Here is a 23,741-nt window from a genome sequence, read left to right as displayed (position 1 = left end):
GTCACAGCTCCCGTACTGCGAGCAGGGACTCGGCATACGTCCAGCTCACGACAGGACCGTCGCGGCACAGCAGCAGCGGTCCGAGTTGGCAGTGGCCGCAGTGACCGGTGCCGCAGTGCATGGTGCGTTCGAGCGCGACGCGGATCCGGTCAGGTGGAACGCCTCGATGGACCAGGTCGCGGGCAGTGGCCCGGATCATCACCTCCGGTCCGCAGAGGAACGCCGCGGTCTCCTCCGGGTCAAAGGTCGCCCGGTCGAGCATGGTGGTGACGACCCCGACATCACCGGTCCACGCCTCATCGGGCCGGTCCACAGCGACCAGGACTCGGGCCCCGGCCGCCTGCCAGCTGCGCGTCTGAGCGGTGTAGAGCAACTCGCCGGGGGCACGCGCTCCGATCAGGACGTTGAGCCGCCCGTACAGCTCGGGCTCGGCCAGCGCCTCAAGCACCACCGTCCGCAGCGGCGCCAGCCCGATACCACCTGCCACGACCAGCAGATCGCGTCCGCGGCTGCGGGGCAGGTCCCAACCGGTGCCGAACGGACCGCGCACACCAACCATCTGGCCAGGCCGCACCCCGTGCAGCGCACTGGAGACCGCCCCCACGGCCCGGATGGTGTGCGTCAAGCGATGCCCGTGGATACCGCTGACCGACACCGGGATGTCGCCGATGCCGAAGGCGTACACCATGGCGAACTGCCCTGGAGAAAACGGGGGCAGCGCCGAATTCGCCGGCTCCAGGACGATCGTCGCGGTGTTCAGCGTGTCGTCGGTGCGCTCCACGACGCGGTACGGCGATGGAAGAGCCACCATGGCGGTCATGCCCTGCTACCGCCGTCCTCGGTGCCTCCGACCGCGTAGAGGTCCAGGAGGCGCAGGCGCGCGGCCTTCAACCTCCGTGCGACCACTTGGGCAACGCAGTCGGTCAGCGCCAATCCGAACGCGGGATCCGCATCGCGTGCGTCGCGCACCTGCTTCGCGTCGAACTCGTACGCCCGCACCGGGCTGCGCGTTTGCGCCCCCAAGTGCCAGCGATACGGCTCGAACATCCAGGACCAGCCGAGCAGTTCGTCATCACCAATGGTCTCCACGACAACAGGGCCGCGGCCCGGGATGTGGATATCGAGCGCGACCCGTCCCGAACGGATGATCCAGAACCGGTCGGCCTCACCGTCCTCGTCGAAAATGCGGATTTCAGCAGGGAAAGAAGTCTCGTGGGCAAGTCCGAGCAGCCGCTCGCGATGCTCGGGTGGCAGCGCGCCGGCAAAGCCGTGCCGAACGACCGTCACGATGGCTCCTCGTCGAATGCGGCGGACTCCGATGCGGAGGCTGCTCTCTCGTTGTTCAGCGCGTGGGCTTCTTCTGTGATGTCGATGCCGACCGGGCACCAGACGATGCACCGTCCGCAGCCGACGCACCCCGAGCTGCCGAACTGGTCGTACCAGGTGCCGAGTTTGTGGGTGGCCCACTGCCGGTAGCGGCTGCGCTGCGAGGCTCGGACCGGGCCGCTCTGAAGGTGGGTGAACTCCAAGTCGAAACAGGACTCCCAGCGCCGCCACCGCTCGGCATGGTCACCGCTGAGATCGGTGATGTCCTCGACCGTGGTGCAGAAGCAGGTGGGACAGACCATGGTGCAGTTACCGCAGGTCAGGCAGCGTGACGCGACGTCGTTCCAGCGCTCGGCCGCCAACGTGTCGCGCATCAGCACGTGCAGGTCGACCGCCGGCATGGTGCGGCCCATGCGCCCTGCGGCGTCGGTGACTCGTTCGTGCGCCGCGGCCCGGGTGGTGTCGTCGGCCGGGCGGCGCGGCAGTTCAGCCAGCACCGACTCGCCCTCCGCGCTGCCGGCCCGGGCCAGGAAGCGATGCCCTTCGTCGTCGAGCACCTCGGTCAGCACCAGGTCGTATCCGGGACCAGCGGCCGGCCCGGCGTCCATGGACGCGCAAAAACACGTGGCACCCGGCTCGGTGCACTCCACCGCCACCAGGAAGGCCCGCTCGCGCCGCCCGCGATAAGCAGGGTCCGTGAACTGTCCGCCGGTGAGCACCCGGTCCTGCACCGCGATGGCCCGCAGATCGCACGGGCGCACGCCGAAGAACGCATACGATGGGGGCGACGTGGTGTCCTCAGTCACCGTGAAATCGCCGTCGGCGCCGCGTTCGGCGGACCACTCCCGTACCCGTTGCGGGTGCAGGAACGTCTTCCACGACTGCGGCCCCGCGCTGTTCGCGAACGCGGCACCGTCCTCGCGAGCACGCAGCCGGTAGTAGCCAGCCTCCAGCTCGACGCCCCAGCCGTACGGGAGCTCGTGGCCGCTGGATATCTCGGCCAGCACGATGGCCCCATCGCGAACGGTGGGTCCGATGACAGTTCGGCCCCGACCGGCCAGAACCGAGATCAACGCGTCCAGGCCAGTCGAGTCGATCACTGCGGTGGAGCCACCGCTGTCCGTCATCATCCACCTCCCGGCGCCGAGAGTGCCGCTGGCGAGATTATGGCGACCCACCGGCAACCCCGCATGGCAGCCACAACCGGCGGCCCACACCATGACCCGAGGTGGCCGGTACGAACGGGTGAAGGGAGAAGCGCATGCATGTCCCTGCCCGGATCGCTGTCATCGGGGTCGGCAACGAGTACCGTCGCGACGACGGCGTGGGCTGGGCCGTCGTGTCCCGGATGAGTGAACGTGCGCGGAGCCGACCGCTGCCAGGCGAAACGATCCTCACTGCGTGCGACGGCGACCCCGCCCGTCTGATCTCCATGTGGGAGGACACCCACCTCACCATCGTGGTAGACGCGGCACACGCCCACCCCGCCCACCCCGGCCGCGTACACCGGCTGCAGCTCGAAGGCGACCAGCCATGGCAGACGGGCAGCGAGACCAGTTCGCACGGACTCGGCCTCGGCGACGCGGTCAAACTCGCCCGCGTACTGGACCGGCTGCCGCGACAACTGGTCGTCTTCGCAGTCGAATGTGCGGAGACCGGTCTTGGCTCCGGTCTGTCGCAACAGGTCTCGGACGTAGTGGAACCCCTCGCGAAGCGAATCGAGGAAGAGATCGAACACGCCGTAGTCCGCGCGATCAGCGGCTGAGGTCCGATTCTCCGCAATGTTCGGAGATCGCGGGACGGGCCGCTAGTTCCAGTTCGATCGCCGCGGCGGTCCAGTGCCAGGAAAGAGGAGCAGCGCCAGATCCCTTGTGGCCGCGGTTCAGCCACGCCTGCACAGCTCGACCTCACCTGCGGAGTCCGTCGACGCTGGGTACGAGTGCTGCCCTACCTGCTCGGCATTCCTCCGATCGCTGAGACCACGTCGTGGTGGCAGCAACCCCAGCCCGACCGGCTGCTGCCGCCGTGGTCGGCAGTCGTAGCTATCGCCCGTCGAGTCATCAACCGCGGCAGGTAACCCCCGATCGTCCTGTCCGATCCGCTGCCCTCACGGCAGCCCCCGAACGGATCGGTCAGGACTCAGCCACGGCGGCTGGCTCTGTCGAGACCCCGCCCTTGACTGGGGCCGCCGTGGCGTCTGAGTCCCAGATGAGCGCGCGGTGTCCCTCTCCCACCGCCTGCTCCAGAGGAGACGACGTCCCCGAGGGAAGATTGGAGTTGATCGGCCGTGTCAACGGCTGTAGAGCCCCCGCCCACCTGCCACCCCAATTCCGATCACACCGCGCTGACCTCGCCCTCGGGACACATGTGCACCACGTGGGAAATCGTCCCGAACACTGGTGGTTGGTTCGGAATGCAACTGCGGCTACGTCTGGCCGCCGGCCAACCGCAAGCAGGAAGGCGGTCGGCGATGACGGCCGCCATGCGCACGCCGTCTGCCCCGACTCCGGCTGTCCGCCGCCGGCAGCGAGCCACGTTGCACGCCCGATCTTCTACGTGGCCGACCCGTGGCAGGACTGGAAAGACCTCGATGATCGCGTCGATGCCCCAGTCGGACTCGTTCTGTTCGCGGAACTTCCAACCAAGCTCGCCGACAACCAGCAGTGCCACCCCGTGCACGCCTACCCGACCCACCCGGTCGGAACTCGGTCCCATATCCGCACCGTACCGATCAGGTATGGCCAGTCCTGCCACATACGCCGCTACACCGGTTTCGCCGAGTTGTCCGGCGCCAGTGAATCTGTCAGCTCGGGGCTCGAATTCACCTGGGCACTTACAGGTGGGAGGTGGGCTCGTAGGTCGTCAGGGGCGAGCTGGCGTCGCCACCCCCGGCCGGCGTCTGGCTCGAACTACCGCGATGTCTGCTATCCCCTTTTACCAATGGCTTCCTGCTGCTGCGATCAGTTCATCGAGCTTGGTCATGCAGTTCCGGATCTGCTCTGTGCCGTCCTCCCGGGCCTTGGCGACGATCCCCCGTAAGTGAGCTTCGTCGCGGCTCGTGCGGAGAACTGCTAAGACCTGCTGCTCTGCGGAATCCATCCTCGTGCGGTATTCCTCGGCTGCGTCGTGGGGCAAGGTCTCCCGTACCCCTTGCAGCGCAGCGAGTAGCTCGTCAACGCTCGTCATCGATGTCGCGCTCGGCGATCACCTCGACGCTGAATCCTGTGTGCGGAATGGCGCCAGCCAAGTCGGTCTGCTCGATGGCGCGGGTGATGCCGTCGACCGTCAACCGGATGGCTTCTGTGGCGTCTCTGATTTCGAGGGCTTTCCAGAAGGTCACCGCCTGCGCTTCGGCGTCGACTTGCGCGAGCAAGGGAGTCAAGCCGGACCGCTCGAACCAGGAAGTCGCCAGCCTCTCCAGATCCGCACGTGGGTCAGGGCACCCGGTGAAGACGCGGGTGATTCCGATGAACCACGCCGAGCCTGTCTCGGTTCCGTGACCGGTGTGCGGGTCAGACAGCTGCGCGTACAGGCGAAGGTCCGCCGGCTCGGTCTCGCCGCCGCTGACCATCAGCCACTGCGTAGGCGTGTCGGTTGGCGTGGGCGATTCAGAGGTCACGTGTTGTCCTTCCGGTTGTTCTTTCGGATCTGCTCGGTGAGGGCGCGCAGTTTGCGGTTATTGGTTGCGGTGCTGGGAGTCGACGAGAACACGTACGGTCCTTCGCCAGCCGGCCCCCAGACCTTGAGGTGGTTGCCACCGGTTTTTTCGACCGCCCACCCCTGACTGGTGATCTCCCGCATATACCGGTTCATGTCCTTGTCCGAGGTCTTCGGGGGCGGCTTACCACGCAGTTCCTGTACCTTGCGGCTGACTTCGCCTGGCAATGCCGCTTCACCTGGCGCTCCCTGATCAGCGAGCTGAGCAGCCTTGTCCTCAAGTGCTCGCTCGACCCAGTTCAGCACCTCGGCCAGCGACTCGACGAGGCCGGAGCGCAGGCTGTTGGCCTCGAAGAGCACTTCCTGCTCGCGACAGCTGGTGCCTAACGTTTCGCGGAGAAGGTCCGTCACGGTCGCAAGGTCACTGTCGAGTCGTGTCACGACGTCCTTGGGAAGTTGAGCAATCACCACCCGTAAGGCTGCTGCGGCTGCCTGCACGCTGCTCACACGACCTCGCTTCCGGCGATTACTCCGGCAGCGGTGTGGGCCAGGATGGTTTGCGTTGGCAGCGTCAGCCCGAGCCGATTCCAGTGGAAGATCACATGGTGGGCAAGGACGCTGCGAATGCCCCTGTGCAGGGTTCCGTCGTTACCAGCTGTCGCCAGGACGCATCCCGCGTCGTGAAACGCGTTAGCCCAAGGCGCGAAGGCCGTCAGCGGCCCTTCGTTGCCAAACAACGGGCCGGCGGGCCGCGGATCGTGGGTGAGCAGCGTGGCGAGCTGGGTGGCCAGTTCGGCTGAACTGGCAACGTCGGCGGGCTTCGGCCGTGTTTGGGAGACGCGGTGCCAAATGTCGCCGCACTCGAACCATTCCTGTCCTGCTCCGCGGAACATCGCTGTGCACAGCAGGATTGAGAGTTCGCGTCGGCCTATGGCGGGCTGCGATTGCCGGAGGTAGGCCAGGATGTGGTGGCTATCCGCGCTGAACAGCTTGTGTGCGATGGCCATTCCCGGTTGGCCGCCGAAGGCCATGGCCTCGGGTTCGTAGCGGGTTCGGCGCCAGGAAGCGAGCGCGCCTGAGGTGACGAGTTCGTCGAGGACGGGTTCCACGGCGGCGGCCGTGTTGCCAGGTGTGATTCGCACGCGTAGGCCAGGAGTCTTGCGGATGAACCACCATGCGGTGATATCGCCGGTGTCCTGTAGTTGCTGTAGCCGAGGGGCCAGGATGGCAGTCATCGTGTGCTCGACGCTGTCCCCGGTGGGGAGTTCGAGGGAGACCTGATACCAGTCGTGCTCGGCGTGGGCTTCTAATGCGGCAAGTCCGGCTTGCTGGTAGGTCTGGCATGCGTCGGCCAGATCGGCAGACTCGATGTCTTTCTCGGCCGCAACTTGGTCGAGTGGAGTACCGCTGAGCACCGCGAGCACGGCCTGTGCGATCTCGGCAGGCGTTGCCGTCGCGGAAGAACAGGGCATGTTCTTGCGACGATCGGAATTCAGCTGATCAGTAGCCATGAGTCCCATCCGGAGAGAGGCGCAGCGTTGCGGCTGGCGGTGTGCAGGGCGAGGCCGAGGCCGGCTGCGCCTGTCAGGAACCCGGCATCCTCGCCGGTCGCGCGGAGATCGACGTGCCGAGTGAGCTGGCGGGCCAGGTGCGGTAGCTGGAGGCTGATCGCGGGGGTGAGCGCGTCCTGGGCGGTGCGCCAGGCAGTTTGGTAGAGCCCGGACCAGCCGTGGCACAGGCTGGTGTCGCCGATCAGAGCGAGTTGAGCCGGATCGGACAGGCACGCCGCCACGGTCTGTTCGGCCATGCGTTGTCGTGCTGTGTCGGGAAGAGCGAGCGCGGCGAGCTGGTGGGCGCGTCCGATGCCGGGGGTGCCGTAACACCAGCTCGGCCGGGGCGGTTCGTGCTGGTGTAAGGCTTCTGCGTTGAGTTGGGATCGGGTGATCCATTGGGGCCACCAGGAGCCGCTGTCGCTGTTGTGACGCCAGGTGTCGAGGTAGGCGCAGATGCGTTCGATGGCCTCGGGCTGGCCGGGCACGGTGACGCCGCGCCGCTGGGCCGTTGCGAGAAGAGCGAGCGGGCCGCTGATGCCGTGGGCGAGGCCGAAGTTGGCGTGCCCTCCGGGGGCGGGCAGCTTGGGGTCTGGGTCGTGGGAGACCCACCATCCGGGAAGCGTGGTGCCGTCGAGTTGCAGCGGGTGGGTCAGTCGTACGAGGTAGTCGAGAATCCGTGCGAGTGCGTCGTTTCCCGGCTCTTGCTCCAGAAGAAGTCGTCCGATGCCGGTCAGCCCGCGGAATAGGTCGTACTCGTCGAAGGTTGCGGTTTCCCTGCGGTTGATCCGTGTCAGGGCGGCGTCGACGCGACGGTGGGCTGAGGCGATGACGGCGGGCAAGATTCTGTTCAACGCTGCCGCGTAGGCCGGGATCTGGTCGGCTGCTGCGTGCAGCATGGCGCAGATCGCGGGAGCACCGAGATACAGCGATGCGTCGTTGCTGTCGATGACGCTGTCCGCGGTGGCGGCCTTTACCCACGTGTGGGCTGAAGTCCAGGTTCCCGCGTTGGTATGGGCTCGTTCGATGTGCAGAAGTGCGATCCCCGCAGTTCCCCGGGACAGCGACTGCACCTGCCAGAACTCGTCGGCGGCAGGCGGCATCGAAGTTGTCAGCTGGTCGACGAGCTGGCCGGTGAGGTCGTCGGTGGGCTGGGCGATCACGGGTATCCCCTGCCCAGCAACGCGAGCTGGCGTTGGGCGACGACGCGCGCGAGCCGGTTGGTCAGACGTTCGGTACCGGGATCGACGCCCACGCCACGGAGGTGGTGGTCGTGCAGCAATGTCCGCAACACGATTGCGGGTTCGGGGCCGCGACGATGCTGGTCGCGGAAGGCGGCCAATGCGGCTCGCCGGCGCTGCCACGCGGTGGCCACGGGGTGACCGGCGGGGATCATGCTCAGCTCGGGCAGAGAACCGATGGCCGTCAGACGTAGTGCGGCCTCGCGTAGCGAGCGGTCGAGCTTTCCGTGTTCCTGCGGGATGAGTTCACACAGCCAGCGATAGCCTGCTTCGGGGCTGGGGGCCAGGGACGCGGCGATGTCGGCCATCGACGCAGCCGCAGCAGCCTGGATGGGCGGTCCGGTTCCGCTGGCCCAGTGGAGTTGGGCCAGCGCCACGGCGGAATCGGCCGCGAAGACCTCTTCGGCCGCCGCCTCGTTGGCTGGCCCGTGGCCGAAGGTTCCCGGCGGCTGGTAGGTGCCGAGTGCGAGATCCGCAAGCAGACCGGCGTCGCGTAGCTGTGCGGCCCAGTCGGCGAGCCGCGCGGCGGCTGCCCCGTACTGTCCGGGATCGTGAAGCCGGAGAGACAGCACGAGGTATTGGTCGCTGTCAGGGCGGGTGCTGTCGTGATGCCGGGAAAACCACCATCGTTCCGCGTGGTCCTCGACGGCATGGAGTAAGTGCGGCAGGTACGTGGTGAGGATGTCGTTGAAGCGCCAAGGGTGGCCGCGCAGGTCGGCGCGAAGCACTGCGGTATTGCCTGGAAGGTGCGCGTCGGAGCGTGTGATGGTGTGGTGCGCTGCCGTCCGGGGACGGTTATCAACGGGGCCGGCAGCGGTCAGTGGGACGAGGAATTCGCACACGCGCCCCGCCCAGGCATGATCCTGATGGTCACCGCTTTCGCGCACGATCACGTTGCTGCTGCGATCCAGGCGACGTCGCAACAGCATCCGGTCGTGCCGGTCGTCCAGATCCAGCGGGAGGCGTTGCTCGCCTTCCACCAGCAGCACCGATGCGGGAACCTGCCACCGGTCACGCCACTCGGCCAGCGCGATGTCCCAAGTGGACTCTTCCGCGTCGGTCTGGGGCAGGTCGACTGACCCCAGTCTCCACTGGGCCGGCGACAGCACCGTGCGGCCGTAGCGCACGCGAGGCAGGAAGGGCATCTCCCGGGCGGCTCCGAAGTCGAGCAGTCCGTAGAAGCCGCAGCGCGCCGACGGGACTTCGGCCAGAAATCGCGCCAGCGGCGGGGTCTGCGCCGACGTCTCTAGTGCGTGCAGCACCCACGGCCGCACCCGCTGCCCGGTGGACAATCGCACCAGGCTCAACCCTTGATGATCTGCAGTAACCGCGAGATCGTCGATATCGATCTCCGAGCCATGGTTGCCGTGGTGCTCGGACAACGACAGGACCTTCGGTAGCAGCTCTGGTACGCGGGTGATGTTCTCGTTGTGCTCGCGACGCGGCGGAAACGAGAGTTGCGCCGCGATGGTGTGCTCGCCGCCCGGTTCGTAGGTCCCGGCTAGGCGGTGTCGATCGGCGTCTGGCAGCACGTGCGCGAACCGGCCGGCCATGCTGCCGGCGTGCATCGCTCCGGTGACCCACAGCTGGAACCGTCCCCGTGCCAGGGCGTCGGAGGAACGCGCGTGGAGTTGAAAGGCCAGCTCGACTCGTTCCGGAGGGACCATGTTGTCGTGGTCGCCGACCCGGAGACGGTCGATCAGTTCCTGGGTCAATGTGATTTCGCGTTGGCCGTCCGCCGTGGCGCGCTGGATGAGGGCCAGCAGTGTGCCATCGCGTTCAGTCAGGAGGTGAGGGCTGTGTAACCGCGGGGCGCCAAGCCAGCCGGCGGGAAACCCCAGCCCGGAGTCGGCGATGACGTCACGCACGGCCACCTGCGTTCCCGCGCCGTAGCGGTCAAGGAAGCGGGCGTGGAAGTCGCGCCAGGCGGGTGTGCCGAACGGGTGCTGAGTCAGGCGCAGCAATGCCGTGGCCGCAGACTCAGCCTCCTGCAGCACCACGTCGGGCACCGTGAGCTGGTCTTGCAGTGCGACGTCGACGGCGAGGGTCTTCTCGGCATCGCGCACCTCCCGCATCCGCTCGGCGGCGCCCGCCAACGCGGCCAGCGAGGACGGCTCCGAGGGGGCATCGCAGGGCAGTTCATCGCGGATGGTGGAGAGCTGTTTGATCAGGTCTCCGAGGTCTGGCAAATCACCCGCATCGGCGGCCTCAAGCTCGGCGATCAAATGCGCCAGCGCGTCCACAGTGGTCATTGGTGCGCGCAGATTGGTGATCAATGCTCGACGGGAGACCAGATCAGTCAGTAGGGAGTAGATCCGGTCGGATGTGGCGTGGGGAATTTTCTCGGCGATCCTGTGGGCCACTGCCGCGAGCGGTCTCGGTGTGTCTGCTGCGGCCAGCGCCGCATGTACCGGCTTGGACAGGCGGACTGCGACGTCCAGCGCGGCGGGTTTCCCCGGCTGGGTTTCGTCTGGCCGGGTCGGTATGACAAACCGGTCGCCACGAATGAATCCGGCGTTGTTGACCACCACGGACAGCCGTTTCAGGAGGTCGGTGCGCTGTTCCAGATCGTCGACGATGCGGCCCAGCCATCGCGCATCCGCCCGAGCCGTGATCCGGTGAGGTTCGTGGCGTAGCGGAGTGGGAGCGGTACCCACTGACGCGGCGGCCACCCCGGCGAAGAGGCCGAACGGGGTGGCGCGCCGCTGCCAGCGGCGCAGATACGACGAGACCGAGCCGAGCAGGCTCACGAGCCGGCGGTTCTCGATGACCTCGCCAGCGAGCACGGCGTCGATCTGCTGGGACAGCACCGGACTGGCCACCTTCAGCGCGGCCCGGACCTCCGCGCGGTGCCACAGCCGCGCCAGCCACTCCCGGCAAGCCGCGCTGTCACCGTCGAGGTCGTCGGGCAATTCCAGTCCACCGGGGTCGGTGCTGGCACGCGCCAGCACGACACCCGTGCTCCGGTAGAAGGTGGTCCGAGAGCCCACTGCCGCCTCCTGCATCAGACATTCTTATTGGGAGGAAGGGAAATCAGAACGGGTTCTGGGCGACCTGGCTGGTGCAAGCACTGCCGCAGGTCGTCCCGCCGCAGTTGTCGCTGGTGTCGCACGACATCTTCGCCAACGGCAGGCTCGCCTCCACCACGCTCACATCGAGCGTGAACTCGTCGGTCTCAGGGGCCGGTGCCGTGTCAATCCCGTCGGCTAGTGCCAGTGACAGAGGCACGTGATCACTCTCCTTATGTTGTTCCTCAATTTCCCTGGTCCTCGGCGGTATTAGCTGTGGGCCAGGAGACCGTGACGCGGCAGTGCCGCTTGTCAATGACGAGTCCTTCGGGCAGACGCTCGGCGGGAGCGTCCTTCGGCCACACCGCGAACGCGGGTCCCGGACCGTGGCGCTGATCGTGGCCCCAGACGCGCACTTGTTCGGCCATCGCCTCCGCCAGCACGCCAGCGTGCGGGCCGAACGCGTGCACCCCGAACTCGGAGACCCCCGGCCCTGCACGGCGCGCGGTCAGGTAGGCAACGGAGTCGTCCTGGACCGCTGTCGGGTCGAACCACATCACGTCGGGATCGACCAGCGCTTCCTTCTGACTGGCCTCAGCCGCCAGACGACCGAATCCGGTGAACACGGTGGCCAGCCAGAGCTGGAGAGTGTCGAACGACTCGGTGCCGGCGATGGTCACGCCAGACCACACATCGACGCGCGAGGTGTCGAGCACGCCGTCCAACTTGGGCGGCTGGTCTCCGGGCCAACCGTCGTCGAAGCGGACCAGGACTTTCTCGTCGCGCAGGGACAGCAACTGTTCCGCGTTGGCTCCCGCGCCCTGCATCTTGACAAAACCGCACACGTCGGCGGATTGGCTTTCCAGGTGGTCGCCGGTCCTTTCCAGGGCCAACGAGCGGGTCAAGCCCCGCATTCGCAGAGGAACCACGATGCAGCCCTCCGGCGCGAGTTGGTCGAGCCATGCAGGCGGGATGTCCCACGCTCCGACCGTGACGATGATCCGGTCGTAAGGTGCGTGCGTCGGCACGCCGTTCTCCGCATCCGCGGTCACCACGTTCACACCCGAGTAGCCGGTCTGATCCAGCAGGCTGCGGGCGCGGTCGGTCACATCGGGGTCAATGTCCACAGTGGTGGTCGTTCCGCCCGGCCCGGCCAGCCAGCTCATCATCGCGGCATTCACACCGCCCGACCCGATCTCCAGCACATTCATGCCGGGGCGGATGTCGGCCTGCTCCAGCATGCCGGCTTGAAGCTGCGGCGAGGAGACCGTACTGACCGGCACACCGTGCTCGTCCCACTTCACATGCACGGCGCCCATCGGGTCATAGACCTCTTCCAACGGTGTGTCCAGCGTGTACCAACGCCGGTCAACCGCGCGGAAAACCTCGGCGACCCGATCGCTTCGGATCGCCCCCATCTCCCAGAGCTTGCCGATCATTTCCTCCCGCAGAGCCTCGGCCCGCGAGGCATCGCTAGCAGAATCCGCTTTCATCTCACGAAGTGAATTCACCTGGTTACTCCATCTATTGCCGCAGTCATTTCCAGGACTGAATCGACGTTGACGCTCTATCTGATCGCCCCGGCCCAGCCCGATCACTCCATTGGTCAGCGCTAGGAATGGAGACCCACGTGCGGCCTGAGCGGGCGAGTCAGCCACGGCGACTCTCCCATCACGGAAAGTGTTCACACGGATACTCTCCCAGGACGGTTTTCGGTGGGACTCACGACGGAAACCGGTGACCAGCACGAGACGTAGCCCTACGTGGCCTGCGTACCGCCGTCGACGGGCGTTCGTGCGGCGACGTTCCGCTGGCTCGTGATCGTCGATCGCCGGTCGACTGGACTGCCCTGCAACCAACAGGTGGGGCAGTACCGCTGACTCGGGCGTGGCGGCGCAGGAACACAGGCGGCGCCACAGTCTGCAAGCCCGAAGTAGCGCAGGGCGGCGTAGAGGCGTCGTGAATTGGCATGGCGCACGCGATGGACCAGGTATCCGGTGAAAAGGCCAGGCCAAGCCTCGGCCGAGTCCGGCACTATCCCGCACCCGGAACCCACAGAGCACTCGACGGCCGACGGGTTCGGCTCGGCGCGGCGGGCGTGTCGGGCGGCGGCAGCTCCAGCAACGCAGTGATGACCTCCTCAACCGCTCCGTGCGCCTGCCACAACGGGTCGCCGTCGGGGTAGTCCTCCACTCGGAATCGGGCAGCGATGGCTTTGTCGGTGTCCCGGATCGTGTAGCTCTCCACGACCCCGCCGTACTGACGCTCGGCGTAGATGGCGGCGAGTTCCTGGCGTTCGAGGTCGGGCAGGTGGAGGAACTGGAAGCCTTCATCCATGCTGCGCCGAATCGCGGCGATGTGTGGTGCTTCCTCGTCAATGGATGTCCCGTGCATGTCGCTTCCTTGAGGTCGAAGCGGCGACCCTGCCGAAGATGGGGGCACCGGTTCCAGGCCACGTCAACTGATCAACACGACTGACAGAGACGCTACGGCCCAGCTATGAGAAGAGACCAGAAGTTTGCTCCAGTTTGCTCGAAGACCTCCTTCTCTTGCGGTAAGTTGTTGACGGATCGTCGCAGGTGAAGCCACTATCTATCCGTTCAAGCAAACTGCCGCACGTCCCTGGTGGAAGGGGTAGTCATGCAGCTAACGTTCCTCGGCAAGGAGACGCAGGGTGGTGGCTCACCGACTTTGTACGCGACCGACCACGGCACATACGTCGTGCAGGGGTGGAAGGTCAACGGGCACCCGACACGGGTCGAGATTCCCCACCGCCTACTTGGACACGTCGAGAAGGGGAAATGCCTGGGCGCGCACCTCGACGACACCGGCCGCGGGAGCTTCATCCTCACCGGCGAACCAGTGATCGACGCCGAGGCGTTGGCTCAGATGGACATCCCGGGACACGAAACCTGCGTCGAGGTCCCGAAAAACAAGGAGGTTTGGGTCAGTGGAGCTACTACAGGGTGAAGCGTTCGACGCGCTCTTCCGCGATTTCGAGCACGACGCGTTCCACCTTGAAGTCCAGGACACCTACCACACGCCGGAGGAATCGGGGCCGTTTCACCTGTTCCTCACCGGCCAGCACGACGACTTCGCGTGGTTCCAGCCGTGGCTCGATCTCGTCCGCAACGCCACTCAGGCCGGACGTGTCATCCGGAGAACACGAGTGGTGACGGTGCCCCACCGCGACTACACGCGATGGGGGCTCACCGTGGCCGAGCACAACACCGCCGCAGGAGAAGATGTCCGATGGCTTCCCCGACATCTGATCAACCCAGACGAGTTGTCGGCAGATGACTTCTGGCTCTTCGACGACAAACTCGTCGTGTTCACGGTATTCGAGCCAGGTGGCAGGTTTGCCGGCGGCGCGGCCAGCACCGATCCTGTCATCGTGAACCACTGCCGCACGGTGCGCGATCGAGCCTGGGAGCTCGCGATCCCGCACCGTCGCTACCTGGAGACCGAGTACGTCACCGCCTAGATCGGGGACCTCGTGACGCACTCCCTTCACCAGGCACGTCAGGCACTCGGCCAGCAGCTGCGCGACCTTCGCAAGGACGCGGGGCTCACTGGCCGAGGCTTGGCAGGGCTCGCCGGTTGGCACAGCTCGAAAGTCTCGAAAATCGAGTACGGCAAGCAAACGCCCTCCGAAGACGACATTCGCGTCTGGTGCCAGCAGACCTCGGCCGATAAGCAGATCCCTGACCTGATTGCCGCCGTCCGCAATATCGAATCGATGTATGTGGAATGGCGGCGCATGCTCAGCGCCGGAACGAAACGCCGCCAAAACGCTTCACGACGGCTAGAGTCCGACACGAAACTGATGCGGTGGTACGAACCGGTTCTCGTTCCTGGAATACTGCAAACAGCAGAATACGCCAGCGAAGTCATGCGTCGAGTGATCGGATTCTACGACATTCCCAACGACCTCGAAGCCGGCGTCGCCGAGCGAATGGAACGCCAGACCATTCTATACCGAGGTGATCACAGGTTCCACTTCATCCTCGCCCAACAGGCGCTGAACACGATGGTGGGCAGCGTGGAAACCATGATTGGCCAGCTCGACCGGCTTCTGGCCGTCATGTCGCTGCCACGAGTCGCCTTCGGCATCATCCCGAATCAGGCTGAGTACCGCGTACCCACCAATCAGTTCATCATCTTCGACAACCGACTTGTCCACATCGAAACGGTCTCCGCTGAGCTGAGCATCAGTCAACCGCGAGAAGTCGCGCTCTACAACAAAGCCTTCCAACAACTCTCAGAACAGGCGGTCACCGGCTCAGCGGCACGGACACTCATCACCAATGCGCTCGACCGCCTCTACACGCAGCAGAACCTGGATGAGTAGGCGACAACATAAGGACTAGTCTGCGCGGGCGACAGTTCGACATCTTCCACCGCGCCACGCCTCTCACAGGCGAGGCCACGAAATGGCCCTCCAGCCGCTCGTTAACCTCAGCTGGCTGACCGCCTGCGGCGGTGATCTGCCACCGCGCGTACAGCGCCCCGCAGAAGAGCAAGAGCAACACCGCGCCCAGCAGCAACCGAACGAGGCGTTCGGGATGCCCGCTCCACAGTATCGCCGAGGGCAGACCCGGTCATGGGAGAGGGCGACCGCGCTCGGCATTCCTGAATGGCAACCGTGGCAATGCATCCCGTCGTGATCGACGAAATCCGTGCCAGGCTCGAACTCGTTGACGTCTCTCCCACATCTTCGCCGACAGCGAATTCCGCGCCTTCGCCAGCAAACACGTTCGTGCCCTTTCGGTTCCCGGCTGCGGCGACAAGCCACGTTCGTTCTTTGACCAGATGCAGGCGTTCGCCATCGAGACGACGCCTCTGGCGTGGATTCGAGTCGATGACAACGGCAAGCTCACCGCCCCGGTCGCCAAGTTCCTCACCGAGGACGACGCACAGCAGCTTGTCTCCGAGACCACGGGCGAACCAGGGACGGCGGTCTTCTTCGGCGCGGGTGACGAGGAGGACGTCGCCAAGGTGATGAGCAAGGTCCGTGTCGAGGCAGCCAAGCGAGCCGACCTCTTCGAGGAGAATGCATACCGGTTCTGCTGGATTGTCGACTTCCCGATGTACGAGAAGGTGAGGACGGCGCGGTCGACTTCAGCCACAGCTCCTTCTCGATGCCGCAGGGTGGTCTGGAGGCACAGACCCAAGACCCACTCGACATCCTCGGTGGCAATACAACATCGTCTACAACGGCGTCGGGCTGTCGTCCGGCGCGATCAGAAATCACAGCCCCGACGTCATGTACGAAAGCGTTCCGGATTGCCGGCTATCCCAAGGAGGGGGCTGACCGGCAGTTCGGCGGCATAATGCGGGCCTTCCACTACGGTGCGCCGCCCCACCCTGGTATCGCCCCTGGCGTAGGCCGAATCGTCATGATGCTGGCAGACGAGCCCAACATCCGCAAAACCACCGCATTCCCGCTCAACCAAAACGCACAGGACCTGCTCATGGGTGCGCCGAGCGAGGTGACCGAGGACCGGCTCAAAGAACTCCACCTCAGTAACCGCAAGCCGCCGCGTACCAAGGAACACTAGGAGCAGCGCTCGCTCACCGAACTCGAGCACGCCATTCCGCGTTCAGACGCCACGACCCGCGCTGACCGGCAGCGGCAGCAGGACCTTTGCACAGCTCGGTTACCTGACCGTCACACACCTCGCCCAGCGCGTGGTCAGCTCGGTGCAACCAGCCACGTCGAGCCGACCAGACACTGCGGGCAGTACGGGTAGTCGGGCAGTGGGCCACTCCACGGCAGCGTGGGCACACCACAGGAAGACCAGGGCAAGACGAGGTGGCGGAAGCGCAGCACGTTGGCCTCGTCCGGGACGCAGTGCAGCAGCTTGCGGAACTGCCCAGGCAGCCATATGGCCTGTGGTTTGCGGGTCATGGCGAGGGCCGGTCGTAGATCAGCCAGTAGGCACACCGCAGCGCGGCGACGCCGAGCAAGACGATCAAGAGGATCGTTGCCATCACAGCCTCCGTTCGGGGAAGCCCGGCCGACGGCGCATCGTTCGGGGATTCCCGCCACTGGTCGGGGCGATGACGGGAACGGTGCGCCGTCGGACCGGGCGGCTCGGCTCCCACGCTGGTCGGGGAGCCAGCGGAAGGAACGGGAAGCCGAGCCAGCTTGGGGCACGTCACCCGGCGGCTCGACGGGCCGCGGACGGGCTTTCGTTGAACAGCGCCCACCGCGCGGCGAGGTAGACCCGGCACGGGGACTTCGGGCGTCGCAGCGGGCGTCGCCAGCGCTGCAGAAGGCGCGAGCAGGCAGGGCACTCGCCACGCTCGTTGGGCTCGTGCTCGGCCATCAACCGGCGCACGGCCTCCACTAGGTGCGGCATCTCCGAACGGGCGACCTCGGTCACGGCGTGGTCGTCGCCGTTGGCCGCGATATTGGCTAGATCATCGAGTCGCCGACGCACGGACTTGTTTAGCTCAGTCAAGAACATCAGCCACCCCGCTCGCGTCGCGCGCGGTTGAGGCTTCGGATGTTGTGCGATCGACGCAGAAACTCAGCGTCGTTGGCTGGAGTCGCGGCGCCCGGATTGACCCAGACCAGGCGAGCAGTGATGTGGCTACCCCAGGTGAAGCCACGGAGCGCATTCTCCGGCGTTTGCAAGCTCATCCGCAGTCCGCCGTCCACTCCCACGACTTCGGCGTGGTCGTCGAAGGCAATCCCCCACGCGGCGATCCGGGCGTCCACGCGGTCGCCGTACTCCTGCACCACGGCGAACACGCGAGGCGCGAAGTCGGCCACCATGCCGTCCACAATCGCGGCGAACATGTCCGCACCGCACAGCGGCGTCATGCCCGAGGGGTCCTGTACGTGCGCGTCCAGCGGGTGACGGTCCTCATCCTGGTCACCGGTGGTCTCCGCTCCCGGCGATCGTGGCATAGCCGTAGTCATGTCTGCCTCCATCCCCGAGCGTGGGGCTGACCAGCGATGGGCTACCGTCTTGTGGATCTTGCGTGCTCGCTGTAGCCGGTCACGCCCGTGCTTGGTGAGTCGAATTTTTGGCTTACCAAGTGATACAAAGAGAATCCTTTGTGGATTGTCTGATATGGACACTTCTTCCTCTCGATCACGCCAGCAGCGCGGCCGGCGGGGTGTTGGGACTGGGAACGGCGGACGTATTCGTGGCCGATAGCGATCAGCTCGGTACCGAGTTCGTTGCTAGCGATGGCGTCCAGTTCTCCGTTGACCAGAGCCAGTGCGCTGGCAGCGAGCGCGCGGTTGATGCGTGCCACGCGTGCCAAGAACTCGCAATCCTCGCGCGCCACCATGGGCTACCACCCGCTGCGAAGAACACCGCGTCGAGCTACTGGAATCCGCGGTTGGCGCGATCGCCTGCGCGATGATGACCGTGGTGTCATTCATGGCTGGCTCCCTACTTGCACAACGCCGCCTTCCCTGGGGTGGCGACAAGCACTGCTACGGGTTGGTGCCGGAATCCAGGTGAGAGAGGGCGCGTCGTGTCGCACCAATGACGGCGTGCCACGGTGGAAGTGCGGTGTGGGAACGCGGCGATCCGATCCACTGTGGAGTCTTGTCCTCTGTGGTGGCCAGCGCCGGGAGGATCACGTGAGCGCCGCGGGGCGTGGGGCGGAGCTTCCAGCGGTGCAATTCGGCGGGCACCTCGGGCCGTGAGGCGTCGGTGGGTTCGGTGAGGAAGGTCCACCAATCGTGGCCTGGACCGGCGATGACCGGCCCGGCCAGCATCATGAGCCGCAATTCGGACTGCACGGCGTGTCCGAGCGGCGCGGGCATGGTGAGGGCGTCCAGCACCTCGCCCACCGGCACGGTCAGCCGACGCGGCTGGACTTCGACTGTGACTGGCCAGCCGACGAGTTCTTCGTAGCGGGTTCGCGCTGCGGCGAGGTCACGCAGCCACTGCGGTGCCGTTGACGTGGCGGGCGGGGTTGTCGTGGTGGTCATCGTTGGCCTCCAAGGTGTGTGTCGCCGGGGAAGCGAGACGGGAAGCGATCTCGCTCACGGTGGGGCGAGCGGGCGGATCGAGTCGGACTTTGTCGCGGACACGGGGCGCGTTTGTCGGCGTTGTGGAATTCGCGGACTGCGTGCGGGCCATGACGTGCTCGTGTTCGCCGCCGGAGAGCCGATCGAGGCTGAGCAGCACGTCGCGCACCGCTGCGCGGAGACGTCCGGCGTCCAGGGGCGTCAGAGTCCACGGGCCCGGCGCGGACGGTGTGATGGTGAGTCCTGCCGTGGTCAGGTGAAGGTGTAAACGTGCGCGTCGTCCGCGACTATCGCGGCAGCGCACCGTCCACAGGTTGGGTTCACGTTGCCACTTCAGCCGGGCCATCAGGCGCAGTAGCGGCGTGGTCCGTCGGTGCTTGGTCATGACAGATCACCACCTCTCAGTTGAGATGAGGCCGACCCGTACGACGCCGCGCTGGGGTCGCGGCGCCCGGCTAGCCGGAGGGGGAGCTGGCCGGTCCTGGTCGTACGGGTCGGCGGGAAAGTGCGCTCGACGTGGCCACCCCTGCGCTGGCGCCGCGCACGGTTGCAGTGAGCGCAGCGTGGCCGTGGGAGCGCACCGGGCTGGTGTCCGCGGGGCTGGCCAGCGGCACGATCGCCGGTCGCGCGGTGATCGCATTCGGAAACGAGCCGGGCGCGGTGACCACGGCGATGTTCGGACCACCCGCTCCTGGTCGGAGTGACCCGTGGCGCCAGGCTGGCCGCCGTGAGGCTGGTTCCGTTCACTGCGATTCACCTCCCGGCTCAGGAACGGTCCCGTACCTGAGTGAAAAGCTGCCACTGCGGCAGATACGCTCACGAACAAACCTGGTCTGATCGTCATTCGATCGCGATAATCAACAGATTACGTTGATAGTTATCATGACGGCATACGCCAACTGGGTGTACTTATCCTGCTGATCGCGTATCCTGAGCCTGTAGTCGACTGGGATCGCGCGACACGGATCGCGAAGGAGTGCAGGGCAGATGGTTCAGAGCTCGACGTCCAGCACCGTGCAGGCTTGGGAACTGGGCGTTCGCCTGCGGGAACATCGAGAGCAACTCGGGCTCACAGCCAGCTCTGTCGGTAAGACCACCGGTATCGGCGGCTCCAACCTGTCGGCGATCGAAGCCGGCAAACGCCGACTCACCGCGGCAAAGCTCTCGGAGCTGGCCAAGGTCTACGAACTCCCGGACGACGACCTCGCTGACCTCGACGCGCTCCGCGACCAGACCGACCAACGGGGCTGGTGGCACGACTACAACCACCTGTACTCCGACGAGTTCCTGCGCCTGCTGGGCCTGGAAGCTGGCGCCGATCACATCCGGGAATACGCCCCCGACATCATCCCGGGCCTGCTGCAGACCGCGGACTACGCGCGAGCGATGATCCGGGCGGGCACGCCCTACATCAAGCCCGTGGACGTCGGACCGCGTCTGGAGACACGACTCGCCCGGCAAGCTTGTCTCGATGAGCCGTCACCGGTTCAGCTCACAGTTGTCCTCGGCGAGGCCGCTCTTCGGCAAGAAGTTGGCGGTGCCGCGGTCATGCGCCGGCAATTGGAGCATCTGATCGAGACAAGCGAGACCAAGAGCAACCACGTCCGCATCCGCGTCATGCCCTTTGGCATAGGTGCGCATCCTCTCATCGGCGCAGCGCTGACGATCCTGTCTTTCCCATCGCCACATCTGGGCGATCTGGTCTGGCAAGAAACCGCAGTCAGCGGCGGCATCGTCGACAAACGCCAGGTCATACTCGAGTCCACCGCCAGCTTCGCGGAAGCCTTCGAACGGGCGCTCGACGAAGCAGCCTCGCGTGAGATCATCGAGCGGATCTACAAGCAGATGGAGCAAATCTGATGAGTGACACGACCTCGACCCCACTCCACGCGCGAACCGGCTGGTTCAAGAGCAGCTTCAGTAGCCCCTCACAGTCGTGCGTCGAGGTCAGATTCGATGGCGATCTCGTCTCGGTGCGAGACAGCAAGTACCGACGCGACCCAGCTAACGACCTCGCCCAGGAACCGATCATCACTGTCACTGCAGACCAGTGGGGCGCGCTGCTCGACGAAATCACCGGACGCGCCACCCCAGGCACGAACGGCGTGTTGAGCATCGAACACTCCCCTGACGGGACCGTGGTTCTGCGGGCGATCGAGGACAGGACAGCTCTGATCTACACCGAGGTCGAGTGGCAGAAGTACCTCGCCGGGGTCCGAGCTGGCGAGTTCGACCACCCCGGCCGCGACAGCATGATGGTCTGCTCGCGATAACGAGAGCTGCTCGCCGCTCTTCCAAGAGGTTCGGCCTCGTCGAAGGTATCGGCCGGGCGTGGCATCTTGTTCGCTTCTGACCGTCGACGAGGTTCTGCGTCCATGGGGCTCGCCTCCCAGTTCAGGTGAGGCGATCGAGTGTTTGGGACAGCACGAGTAGTTCGTTTGTATCTGCGTCCATCCCTGGGACTGCCGGGGCGGCAATCACGGATGCGGCTGACACCGGTTCCCTTCCCTGCGAACTACGCGCGAGCGCGTCGCGCACCAGCTCGGCTTGTTGTGCAGGGGATGTGGCGGAGTCGACGGGCTCGGCGATGTAGGGGCTGAGACACACCAGACCATCGCGGCACTCGATGACTCGCCGGTAGTAGCGGAGTCGCATATGACGGACCTGGAACGCCTCGCGGATCGGCGAGGTCGGCGGGAACAGCGCGATGTTGGGGAACTGGCCACAGACGGCTATCCACAATGGACGTAGCTGCCTGTAATGACGGCGCATTTCGAACCAGAGGCGAGCTTTCACTATGCCGGTCCGGGCCCCGGGGTAGCCAATTCCGAGGAAGAAAGCGACAATGCCGATTGCCAGGAATGGCGTCGTCCATGTTTCCGTACCCGGAAGCGGATCTCTGTCAATGGCGAGCCGTCCAGAGGTGGACACCACGCGCGGCATGTGCGTTCCGAGGCAGTTCACCACGAGCCCTGCGGCGGCTACCCGCAGGCTGAGGCGAGCGCGTGATTGGGTTTGTCCGGCTGTGGTCCATGCGAGATAGGCACCGCGAGCGGTTGCATAGCTCATGTAGAGGTTTCCGAGCAGGTAGAACGCCAGCACACCGGCATGTCCGTTTGCGTCTTCGTAGCTGGCGCCGCGAACGGCGGGGCTGGTTGCGACGAACGTGGCGACCAGGGCTCCACTGGTCAGCAGGGCCAGCGCGACTTCGATACGGCCGCGGGAGCCTACCGTTTCCGGAGACGCGGCGGATTGGAGCAGAACGATCAGCAACGCGAAGAAAAACGTCAGAATCACGTTCTGAATGAGCTTCGGAGACTGCTCCGGAAATAGTCCGCTCATGACGGGAACACTGATGGCGAGTTGCGCGGATAGCGCTATAAAAACCAGGACTGTGCAGACCGCCACAACACGGAGTCCCTTGTCCTGTGGGGCCCGTACAAGCTGCGCTATTTTCCACACCGCCGCGATGGCGGACGCTGCCCACATGAGGACGTTTGGCACCATCATCAGAGCCACCCCTGATGATCATCGAATGCGCCTCGCAGCCGCTGAGCGGCATCCGTTTTGCGATCGGGAGTGAGCTTCAACCTGTCGAGCAGGGTGGCCCATTCCTTGATGACCGTTGCTACCATCTCGGCCTCGCGTTCGAAGGCAGGACCGTAACCGTCCCGGCGGAGCGCCCGGCGCACCATATCAGGAGGAATATCAGGAAAAAGCTGACTCCATATGTCCGAATCATGTTCATTGCCGCCGTGGCCACTGATAATGTGTCCCACTTCATGCAAAATGATGTGTTCTTGATGAGCGGTCGTCGTATCCCTCTGGTACAGGATGTAATCGACGTCCACCGTGCCGATCCAGAGGCCGAAGACTCCGGGAACCGGGAGTGGGTACGGAACGAGCCTGATGGGGCGCCCCCGCTGCTGCCCCAGACGTTCGCAGAGCACGCGCACATCGAGTGGTGAATCGATGTTCAGCTCGCGGAGGATTTGTTTCACTCCACGTCGCAGTTGCAGATCATTACGCCATCCTCCGGCCTTACGTTTCATGCTCTGCCTCCGTGAACAGCCACCTCAGCTCGGTAGCGGTAGCCCACGGGTGACTGATCAATCCGTTGTGCCCCCCGGGCATCTCGATGAGCTTGCGATCTAGCTGGTGCGCAAGCTGCTCGGCGCAGCGGTATTCCCACCGTCCGCGGGACTCTGCGCCACCTGTGGGAATGATCGTCGGCGAGGCGGCTGCGATCTGACCGACATCCAGTGTGCTGTCGCGGACTGCGGGGAAGTCGTAGGCGAAGAAGTGCCGCAGGTTCGCGTCGATGTCCCCGACTGGCGGCGTCGGGCGAGCCCCCTCCTCACGTGAGCCGTCTCCGTTGCCGCCCAATGACACGAAATGCCGGATCGCCTCCTGGACGTCCGCCCGTGCGAGCGCGGCAACTTCGTCCAGCCCCGCCTCCTGCTGCGGGTCGCGGACCAGGGAGGACATCGGTGGTTCGTGGGCCACCAGCGTCGCCACCCGCTCGGGGTGCCGTACGGCCAGATGCAACCCGATCAGCGCGCCAATACTCGGCCCGATCACGCGGGCCGGCTGCGCAGACACGGTGGACAGCAGGGTGGCCGCGTCGTCGGCGTGCGTAGCCAGCGTGGCCGGCGGGGTGGACGCCGTGCTGCGGGAAAGGCCGCGGCGGTCGTAGGAGATCACTTGATAGTGCTGGGCCAACGCCTCGGCGAGCTGCTCGGTAGCACCGGCCTCGCTCAGGCCACCCTGGATGATCAGAACTGGTGGGCCCTCACCACGCATCTCGCAGTAAAGCTCGGCTCCCTGGACCCTGACAGCCTGCTGATGTATCTGCACCGTCACCCCGCTTCGTTGATGGACCTCGGTAACGGCTCGCCGTTGCTCATCCTTGCTTCTGGCGATCTTTACCGGGCGGTCCCCGTTCATGAACAGAAAACGT

General features: G+C 65.5%; 30 protein-coding genes and 1 pseudogene. 9 read left to right on the top strand and 22 right to left on the bottom strand.

Going from position 1 to position 23,741, the window contains the following annotated elements:
• Position 1 precedes the first annotated feature (1 nt).
• From BJ970_RS17250 to BJ970_RS17240, 3 genes are read right to left on the bottom strand one after another with little or no spacing between them, the layout of a single operon-like run.
• Complete coding sequence (locus tag BJ970_RS17250) at positions 2 to 820, bottom strand: FAD/NAD(P)-binding protein (RefSeq protein WP_221467199.1); 819 nt, start codon at positions 818 to 820, stop codon at positions 2 to 4.
• On the bottom strand, positions 817 to 1,287 hold the full coding sequence (locus BJ970_RS17245; protein WP_184727198.1) for a cyclic nucleotide-binding domain-containing protein: 471 nt from the start codon (positions 1,285 to 1,287) through the stop codon (positions 817 to 819). Before BJ970_RS17245 ends, BJ970_RS17250 begins: the two co-directional genes overlap by 4 nt.
• Positions 1,284 to 2,456: a 4Fe-4S dicluster domain-containing protein gene (locus tag BJ970_RS17240; RefSeq protein ID WP_246470882.1), complete on the bottom strand. Its 1,173-nt coding sequence runs from the start codon at positions 2,454 to 2,456 to the stop codon at positions 1,284 to 1,286. The genes BJ970_RS17245 and BJ970_RS17240 overlap by 4 nt, the downstream gene beginning before the upstream one ends.
• A 131-nt stretch (positions 2,457 to 2,587) precedes the next feature.
• Here BJ970_RS17240 and BJ970_RS17235 point away from each other — a divergent pair, with 131 nt between their 5' ends.
• The gene (locus BJ970_RS17235; protein ID WP_184727197.1) at positions 2,588 to 3,091 is read left to right on the top strand and encodes a hydrogenase maturation protease; all 504 of its coding nucleotides are present in this window, start codon (positions 2,588 to 2,590) and stop codon (positions 3,089 to 3,091) included.
• 569 nt (positions 3,092 to 3,660) lie between these two features.
• Here BJ970_RS17235 and BJ970_RS17230 read toward each other — a convergent pair.
• The 10 genes from BJ970_RS17230 to BJ970_RS17185 form a co-directional block, all read right to left on the bottom strand.
• Positions 3,661 to 4,041, bottom strand: a complete 381-nt coding sequence (locus BJ970_RS17230; RefSeq protein WP_184727196.1) for a hypothetical protein — start codon at positions 4,039 to 4,041, stop codon at positions 3,661 to 3,663.
• Positions 4,042 to 4,260: 219 nt separating this feature from the next.
• The gene (locus tag BJ970_RS17225) at positions 4,261 to 4,512 is read right to left on the bottom strand and encodes a hypothetical protein (RefSeq protein ID WP_184727195.1); all 252 of its coding nucleotides are present in this window, start codon (positions 4,510 to 4,512) and stop codon (positions 4,261 to 4,263) included.
• The gene (locus BJ970_RS17220) at positions 4,499 to 4,945 is read right to left on the bottom strand and encodes a hypothetical protein (protein ID WP_184727194.1); all 447 of its coding nucleotides are present in this window, start codon (positions 4,943 to 4,945) and stop codon (positions 4,499 to 4,501) included. Before BJ970_RS17220 ends, BJ970_RS17225 begins: the two co-directional genes overlap by 14 nt.
• Positions 4,942 to 5,490 carry a hypothetical protein gene (locus BJ970_RS17215; RefSeq protein WP_184727193.1) on the bottom strand — a complete coding sequence of 183 codons (549 nt, stop codon included), beginning with the start codon at positions 5,488 to 5,490 and terminating at the stop codon, positions 4,942 to 4,944. Before BJ970_RS17215 ends, BJ970_RS17220 begins: the two co-directional genes overlap by 4 nt.
• Positions 5,487 to 6,494, bottom strand: coding sequence for a thiopeptide-type bacteriocin biosynthesis protein (locus tag BJ970_RS17210; RefSeq protein WP_184727192.1), 1,008 nt, complete (start codon positions 6,492 to 6,494; stop codon positions 5,487 to 5,489). The genes BJ970_RS17215 and BJ970_RS17210 overlap by 4 nt, the downstream gene beginning before the upstream one ends.
• Positions 6,476 to 7,696, bottom strand: a complete 1,221-nt coding sequence (locus tag BJ970_RS17205; protein ID WP_221467198.1) for a lanthionine synthetase C family protein — start codon at positions 7,694 to 7,696, stop codon at positions 6,476 to 6,478. The genes BJ970_RS17210 and BJ970_RS17205 overlap by 19 nt, the downstream gene beginning before the upstream one ends.
• The gene (locus BJ970_RS17200) at positions 7,693 to 10,764 is read right to left on the bottom strand and encodes a lantibiotic dehydratase (protein ID WP_184727191.1); all 3,072 of its coding nucleotides are present in this window, start codon (positions 10,762 to 10,764) and stop codon (positions 7,693 to 7,695) included. Before BJ970_RS17200 ends, BJ970_RS17205 begins: the two co-directional genes overlap by 4 nt.
• Before the next feature lie 43 nt (positions 10,765 to 10,807).
• Complete coding sequence (locus tag BJ970_RS17195; RefSeq protein ID WP_312864291.1) at positions 10,808 to 11,002, bottom strand: FxLD family lanthipeptide; 195 nt, start codon at positions 11,000 to 11,002, stop codon at positions 10,808 to 10,810.
• A gap of 25 nt (positions 11,003 to 11,027) precedes the next feature.
• A complete protein-coding gene (fxlM, locus tag BJ970_RS17190) occupies positions 11,028 to 12,293 on the bottom strand; it encodes a methyltransferase, FxLD system (RefSeq protein ID WP_312864290.1) in 1,266 nt (421 codons plus the stop codon).
• A gap of 523 nt (positions 12,294 to 12,816) precedes the next feature.
• On the bottom strand, positions 12,817 to 13,176 hold the full coding sequence (locus BJ970_RS17185) for a hypothetical protein (protein WP_184727190.1): 360 nt from the start codon (positions 13,174 to 13,176) through the stop codon (positions 12,817 to 12,819).
• A 246-nt stretch (positions 13,177 to 13,422) separates the two neighbouring features.
• Between BJ970_RS17185 and BJ970_RS17180 the strand changes: the two genes are divergently transcribed.
• From BJ970_RS17180 to BJ970_RS37020, 6 genes and pseudogenes are all read left to right on the top strand, one after another.
• Complete coding sequence (locus BJ970_RS17180) at positions 13,423 to 13,752, top strand: hypothetical protein (protein ID WP_184727189.1); 330 nt, start codon at positions 13,423 to 13,425, stop codon at positions 13,750 to 13,752.
• Entirely contained in the window at positions 13,733 to 14,266 is a 534-nt protein-coding gene (locus BJ970_RS17175) for a DUF6879 family protein (RefSeq protein WP_184727188.1), read from the top strand. Before BJ970_RS17180 ends, BJ970_RS17175 begins: the two co-directional genes overlap by 20 nt.
• A 12-nt stretch (positions 14,267 to 14,278) precedes the next feature.
• Positions 14,279 to 15,133, top strand: a complete 855-nt coding sequence (locus BJ970_RS17170; RefSeq protein WP_184727187.1) for a helix-turn-helix domain-containing protein — start codon at positions 14,279 to 14,281, stop codon at positions 15,131 to 15,133.
• A 362-nt stretch (positions 15,134 to 15,495) separates the two neighbouring features.
• Positions 15,496 to 16,116 (top strand): GAD domain-containing protein, encoded by a 621-nt coding sequence (locus BJ970_RS37025; RefSeq protein WP_312864452.1) that lies wholly within the window; start codon positions 15,496 to 15,498, stop codon positions 16,114 to 16,116.
• Positions 16,068 to 16,175: pseudogene (locus tag BJ970_RS39995) on the top strand (hypothetical protein); the annotation flags it as partial. The gene BJ970_RS37025 and the pseudogene BJ970_RS39995, both read left to right, overlap by 49 nt.
• Before the next feature lie 6 nt (positions 16,176 to 16,181).
• Positions 16,182 to 16,343, top strand: coding sequence for a hypothetical protein (locus BJ970_RS37020; protein ID WP_221468272.1), 162 nt, complete (start codon positions 16,182 to 16,184; stop codon positions 16,341 to 16,343).
• 134 nt (positions 16,344 to 16,477) lie between these two features.
• On the opposite strand, the gene BJ970_RS17160 is transcribed toward BJ970_RS37020, so the two are convergent.
• The 6 genes from BJ970_RS17160 to BJ970_RS17135 form a co-directional block, all read right to left on the bottom strand.
• Positions 16,478 to 16,693, bottom strand: a complete 216-nt coding sequence (locus BJ970_RS17160; protein ID WP_184727186.1) for a hypothetical protein — start codon at positions 16,691 to 16,693, stop codon at positions 16,478 to 16,480.
• Positions 16,694 to 16,943: 250 nt separating this feature from the next.
• The gene (locus BJ970_RS17155; RefSeq protein WP_184727185.1) at positions 16,944 to 17,255 is read right to left on the bottom strand and encodes a hypothetical protein; all 312 of its coding nucleotides are present in this window, start codon (positions 17,253 to 17,255) and stop codon (positions 16,944 to 16,946) included.
• Positions 17,255 to 17,713 (bottom strand): hypothetical protein, encoded by a 459-nt coding sequence (locus BJ970_RS17150; protein ID WP_312864289.1) that lies wholly within the window; start codon positions 17,711 to 17,713, stop codon positions 17,255 to 17,257. The genes BJ970_RS17155 and BJ970_RS17150 overlap by 1 nt, the downstream gene beginning before the upstream one ends.
• A gap of 41 nt (positions 17,714 to 17,754) precedes the next feature.
• Positions 17,755 to 18,090, bottom strand: coding sequence for a hypothetical protein (locus BJ970_RS17145; protein WP_184727184.1), 336 nt, complete (start codon positions 18,088 to 18,090; stop codon positions 17,755 to 17,757).
• A 148-nt stretch (positions 18,091 to 18,238) separates the two neighbouring features.
• Entirely contained in the window at positions 18,239 to 18,742 is a 504-nt protein-coding gene (locus BJ970_RS17140) for a hypothetical protein (RefSeq protein ID WP_184727183.1), read from the bottom strand.
• Positions 18,687 to 19,166 carry a hypothetical protein gene (locus BJ970_RS17135; RefSeq protein WP_184727182.1) on the bottom strand — a complete coding sequence of 160 codons (480 nt, stop codon included), beginning with the start codon at positions 19,164 to 19,166 and terminating at the stop codon, positions 18,687 to 18,689. The genes BJ970_RS17140 and BJ970_RS17135 overlap by 56 nt, the downstream gene beginning before the upstream one ends.
• A 602-nt stretch (positions 19,167 to 19,768) precedes the next feature.
• Here BJ970_RS17135 and BJ970_RS17130 point away from each other — a divergent pair.
• Together BJ970_RS17130 and BJ970_RS17125 are read left to right on the top strand one after the other, a co-directional pair.
• Positions 19,769 to 20,641, top strand: coding sequence for a helix-turn-helix domain-containing protein (locus tag BJ970_RS17130; protein ID WP_184727181.1), 873 nt, complete (start codon positions 19,769 to 19,771; stop codon positions 20,639 to 20,641).
• Entirely contained in the window at positions 20,641 to 21,054 is a 414-nt protein-coding gene (locus BJ970_RS17125) for a DUF397 domain-containing protein (protein WP_184727180.1), read from the top strand. Before BJ970_RS17130 ends, BJ970_RS17125 begins: the two co-directional genes overlap by 1 nt.
• Positions 21,055 to 21,175: 121 nt before the next feature.
• Here BJ970_RS17125 and BJ970_RS17120 read toward each other — a convergent pair whose 3' ends face one another.
• The 3 genes from BJ970_RS17120 to BJ970_RS17110 are packed head-to-tail and all read right to left on the bottom strand — an operon-like array spanning position 21,176 to position 23,644.
• The gene (locus BJ970_RS17120; protein ID WP_184729168.1) at positions 21,176 to 22,291 is read right to left on the bottom strand and encodes an MAB_1171c family putative transporter; all 1,116 of its coding nucleotides are present in this window, start codon (positions 22,289 to 22,291) and stop codon (positions 21,176 to 21,178) included.
• Complete coding sequence (locus BJ970_RS17115; RefSeq protein WP_184727179.1) at positions 22,291 to 22,833, bottom strand: hypothetical protein; 543 nt, start codon at positions 22,831 to 22,833, stop codon at positions 22,291 to 22,293. Before BJ970_RS17115 ends, BJ970_RS17120 begins: the two co-directional genes overlap by 1 nt.
• A complete protein-coding gene (locus BJ970_RS17110; RefSeq protein ID WP_312864288.1) occupies positions 22,823 to 23,644 on the bottom strand; it encodes an alpha/beta fold hydrolase in 822 nt (273 codons plus the stop codon). Before BJ970_RS17110 ends, BJ970_RS17115 begins: the two co-directional genes overlap by 11 nt.
• Positions 23,645 to 23,741: the final 97 nt, after the last annotated feature.

Origin of the sequence: Saccharopolyspora phatthalungensis (assembly GCF_014203395.1) — a bacterium.
Lineage (GTDB): Bacteria > Actinomycetota > Actinomycetes > Mycobacteriales > Pseudonocardiaceae > Saccharopolyspora > Saccharopolyspora phatthalungensis.
This window is presented reverse-complemented; position numbering and strand designations above follow the sequence as displayed.

Coding starts and splice junctions, on each gene's coding strand:
- BJ970_RS17250 (WP_221467199.1), bottom strand. CDS start 820: ATGACCGCCATGGTGGCTCTTCCATCGCCGTACCGCGTCGTGGAGCGC.
- BJ970_RS17240 (WP_246470882.1), bottom strand. CDS start 2,456: ATGATGACGGACAGCGGTGGCTCCACCGCAGTGATCGACTCGACTGGC.
- BJ970_RS17235 (WP_184727197.1), top strand. CDS start 2,588: ATGCATGTCCCTGCCCGGATCGCTGTCATCGGGGTCGGCAACGAGTAC.
- BJ970_RS17230 (WP_184727196.1), bottom strand. CDS start 4,041: ATGGGACCGAGTTCCGACCGGGTGGGTCGGGTAGGCGTGCACGGGGTG.
- BJ970_RS17225 (WP_184727195.1), bottom strand. CDS start 4,512: ATGACGAGCGTTGACGAGCTACTCGCTGCGCTGCAAGGGGTACGGGAG.
- BJ970_RS17210 (WP_184727192.1), bottom strand. CDS start 6,494: ATGGCTACTGATCAGCTGAATTCCGATCGTCGCAAGAACATGCCCTGT.
- BJ970_RS17185 (WP_184727190.1), bottom strand. CDS start 13,176: ATGCACGGGACATCCATTGACGAGGAAGCACCACACATCGCCGCGATT.
- BJ970_RS17180 (WP_184727189.1), top strand. CDS start 13,423: ATGCAGCTAACGTTCCTCGGCAAGGAGACGCAGGGTGGTGGCTCACCG.
- BJ970_RS37020 (WP_221468272.1), top strand. CDS start 16,182: ATGATGCTGGCAGACGAGCCCAACATCCGCAAAACCACCGCATTCCCG.
- BJ970_RS17160 (WP_184727186.1), bottom strand. CDS start 16,693: ATGACCCGCAAACCACAGGCCATATGGCTGCCTGGGCAGTTCCGCAAG.
- BJ970_RS17155 (WP_184727185.1), bottom strand. CDS start 17,255: ATGTTCTTGACTGAGCTAAACAAGTCCGTGCGTCGGCGACTCGATGAT.
- BJ970_RS17150 (WP_312864289.1), bottom strand. CDS start 17,713: ATGACTACGGCTATGCCACGATCGCCGGGAGCGGAGACCACCGGTGAC.
- BJ970_RS17145 (WP_184727184.1), bottom strand. CDS start 18,090: ATGGTGGCGCGCGAGGATTGCGAGTTCTTGGCACGCGTGGCACGCATC.
- BJ970_RS17140 (WP_184727183.1), bottom strand. CDS start 18,742: ATGACCACCACGACAACCCCGCCCGCCACGTCAACGGCACCGCAGTGG.
- BJ970_RS17135 (WP_184727182.1), bottom strand. CDS start 19,166: ATGACCAAGCACCGACGGACCACGCCGCTACTGCGCCTGATGGCCCGG.
- BJ970_RS17130 (WP_184727181.1), top strand. CDS start 19,769: ATGGTTCAGAGCTCGACGTCCAGCACCGTGCAGGCTTGGGAACTGGGC.
- BJ970_RS17125 (WP_184727180.1), top strand. CDS start 20,641: ATGAGTGACACGACCTCGACCCCACTCCACGCGCGAACCGGCTGGTTC.
- BJ970_RS17120 (WP_184729168.1), bottom strand. CDS start 22,291: ATGATGGTGCCAAACGTCCTCATGTGGGCAGCGTCCGCCATCGCGGCG.
- BJ970_RS17115 (WP_184727179.1), bottom strand. CDS start 22,833: ATGAAACGTAAGGCCGGAGGATGGCGTAATGATCTGCAACTGCGACGT.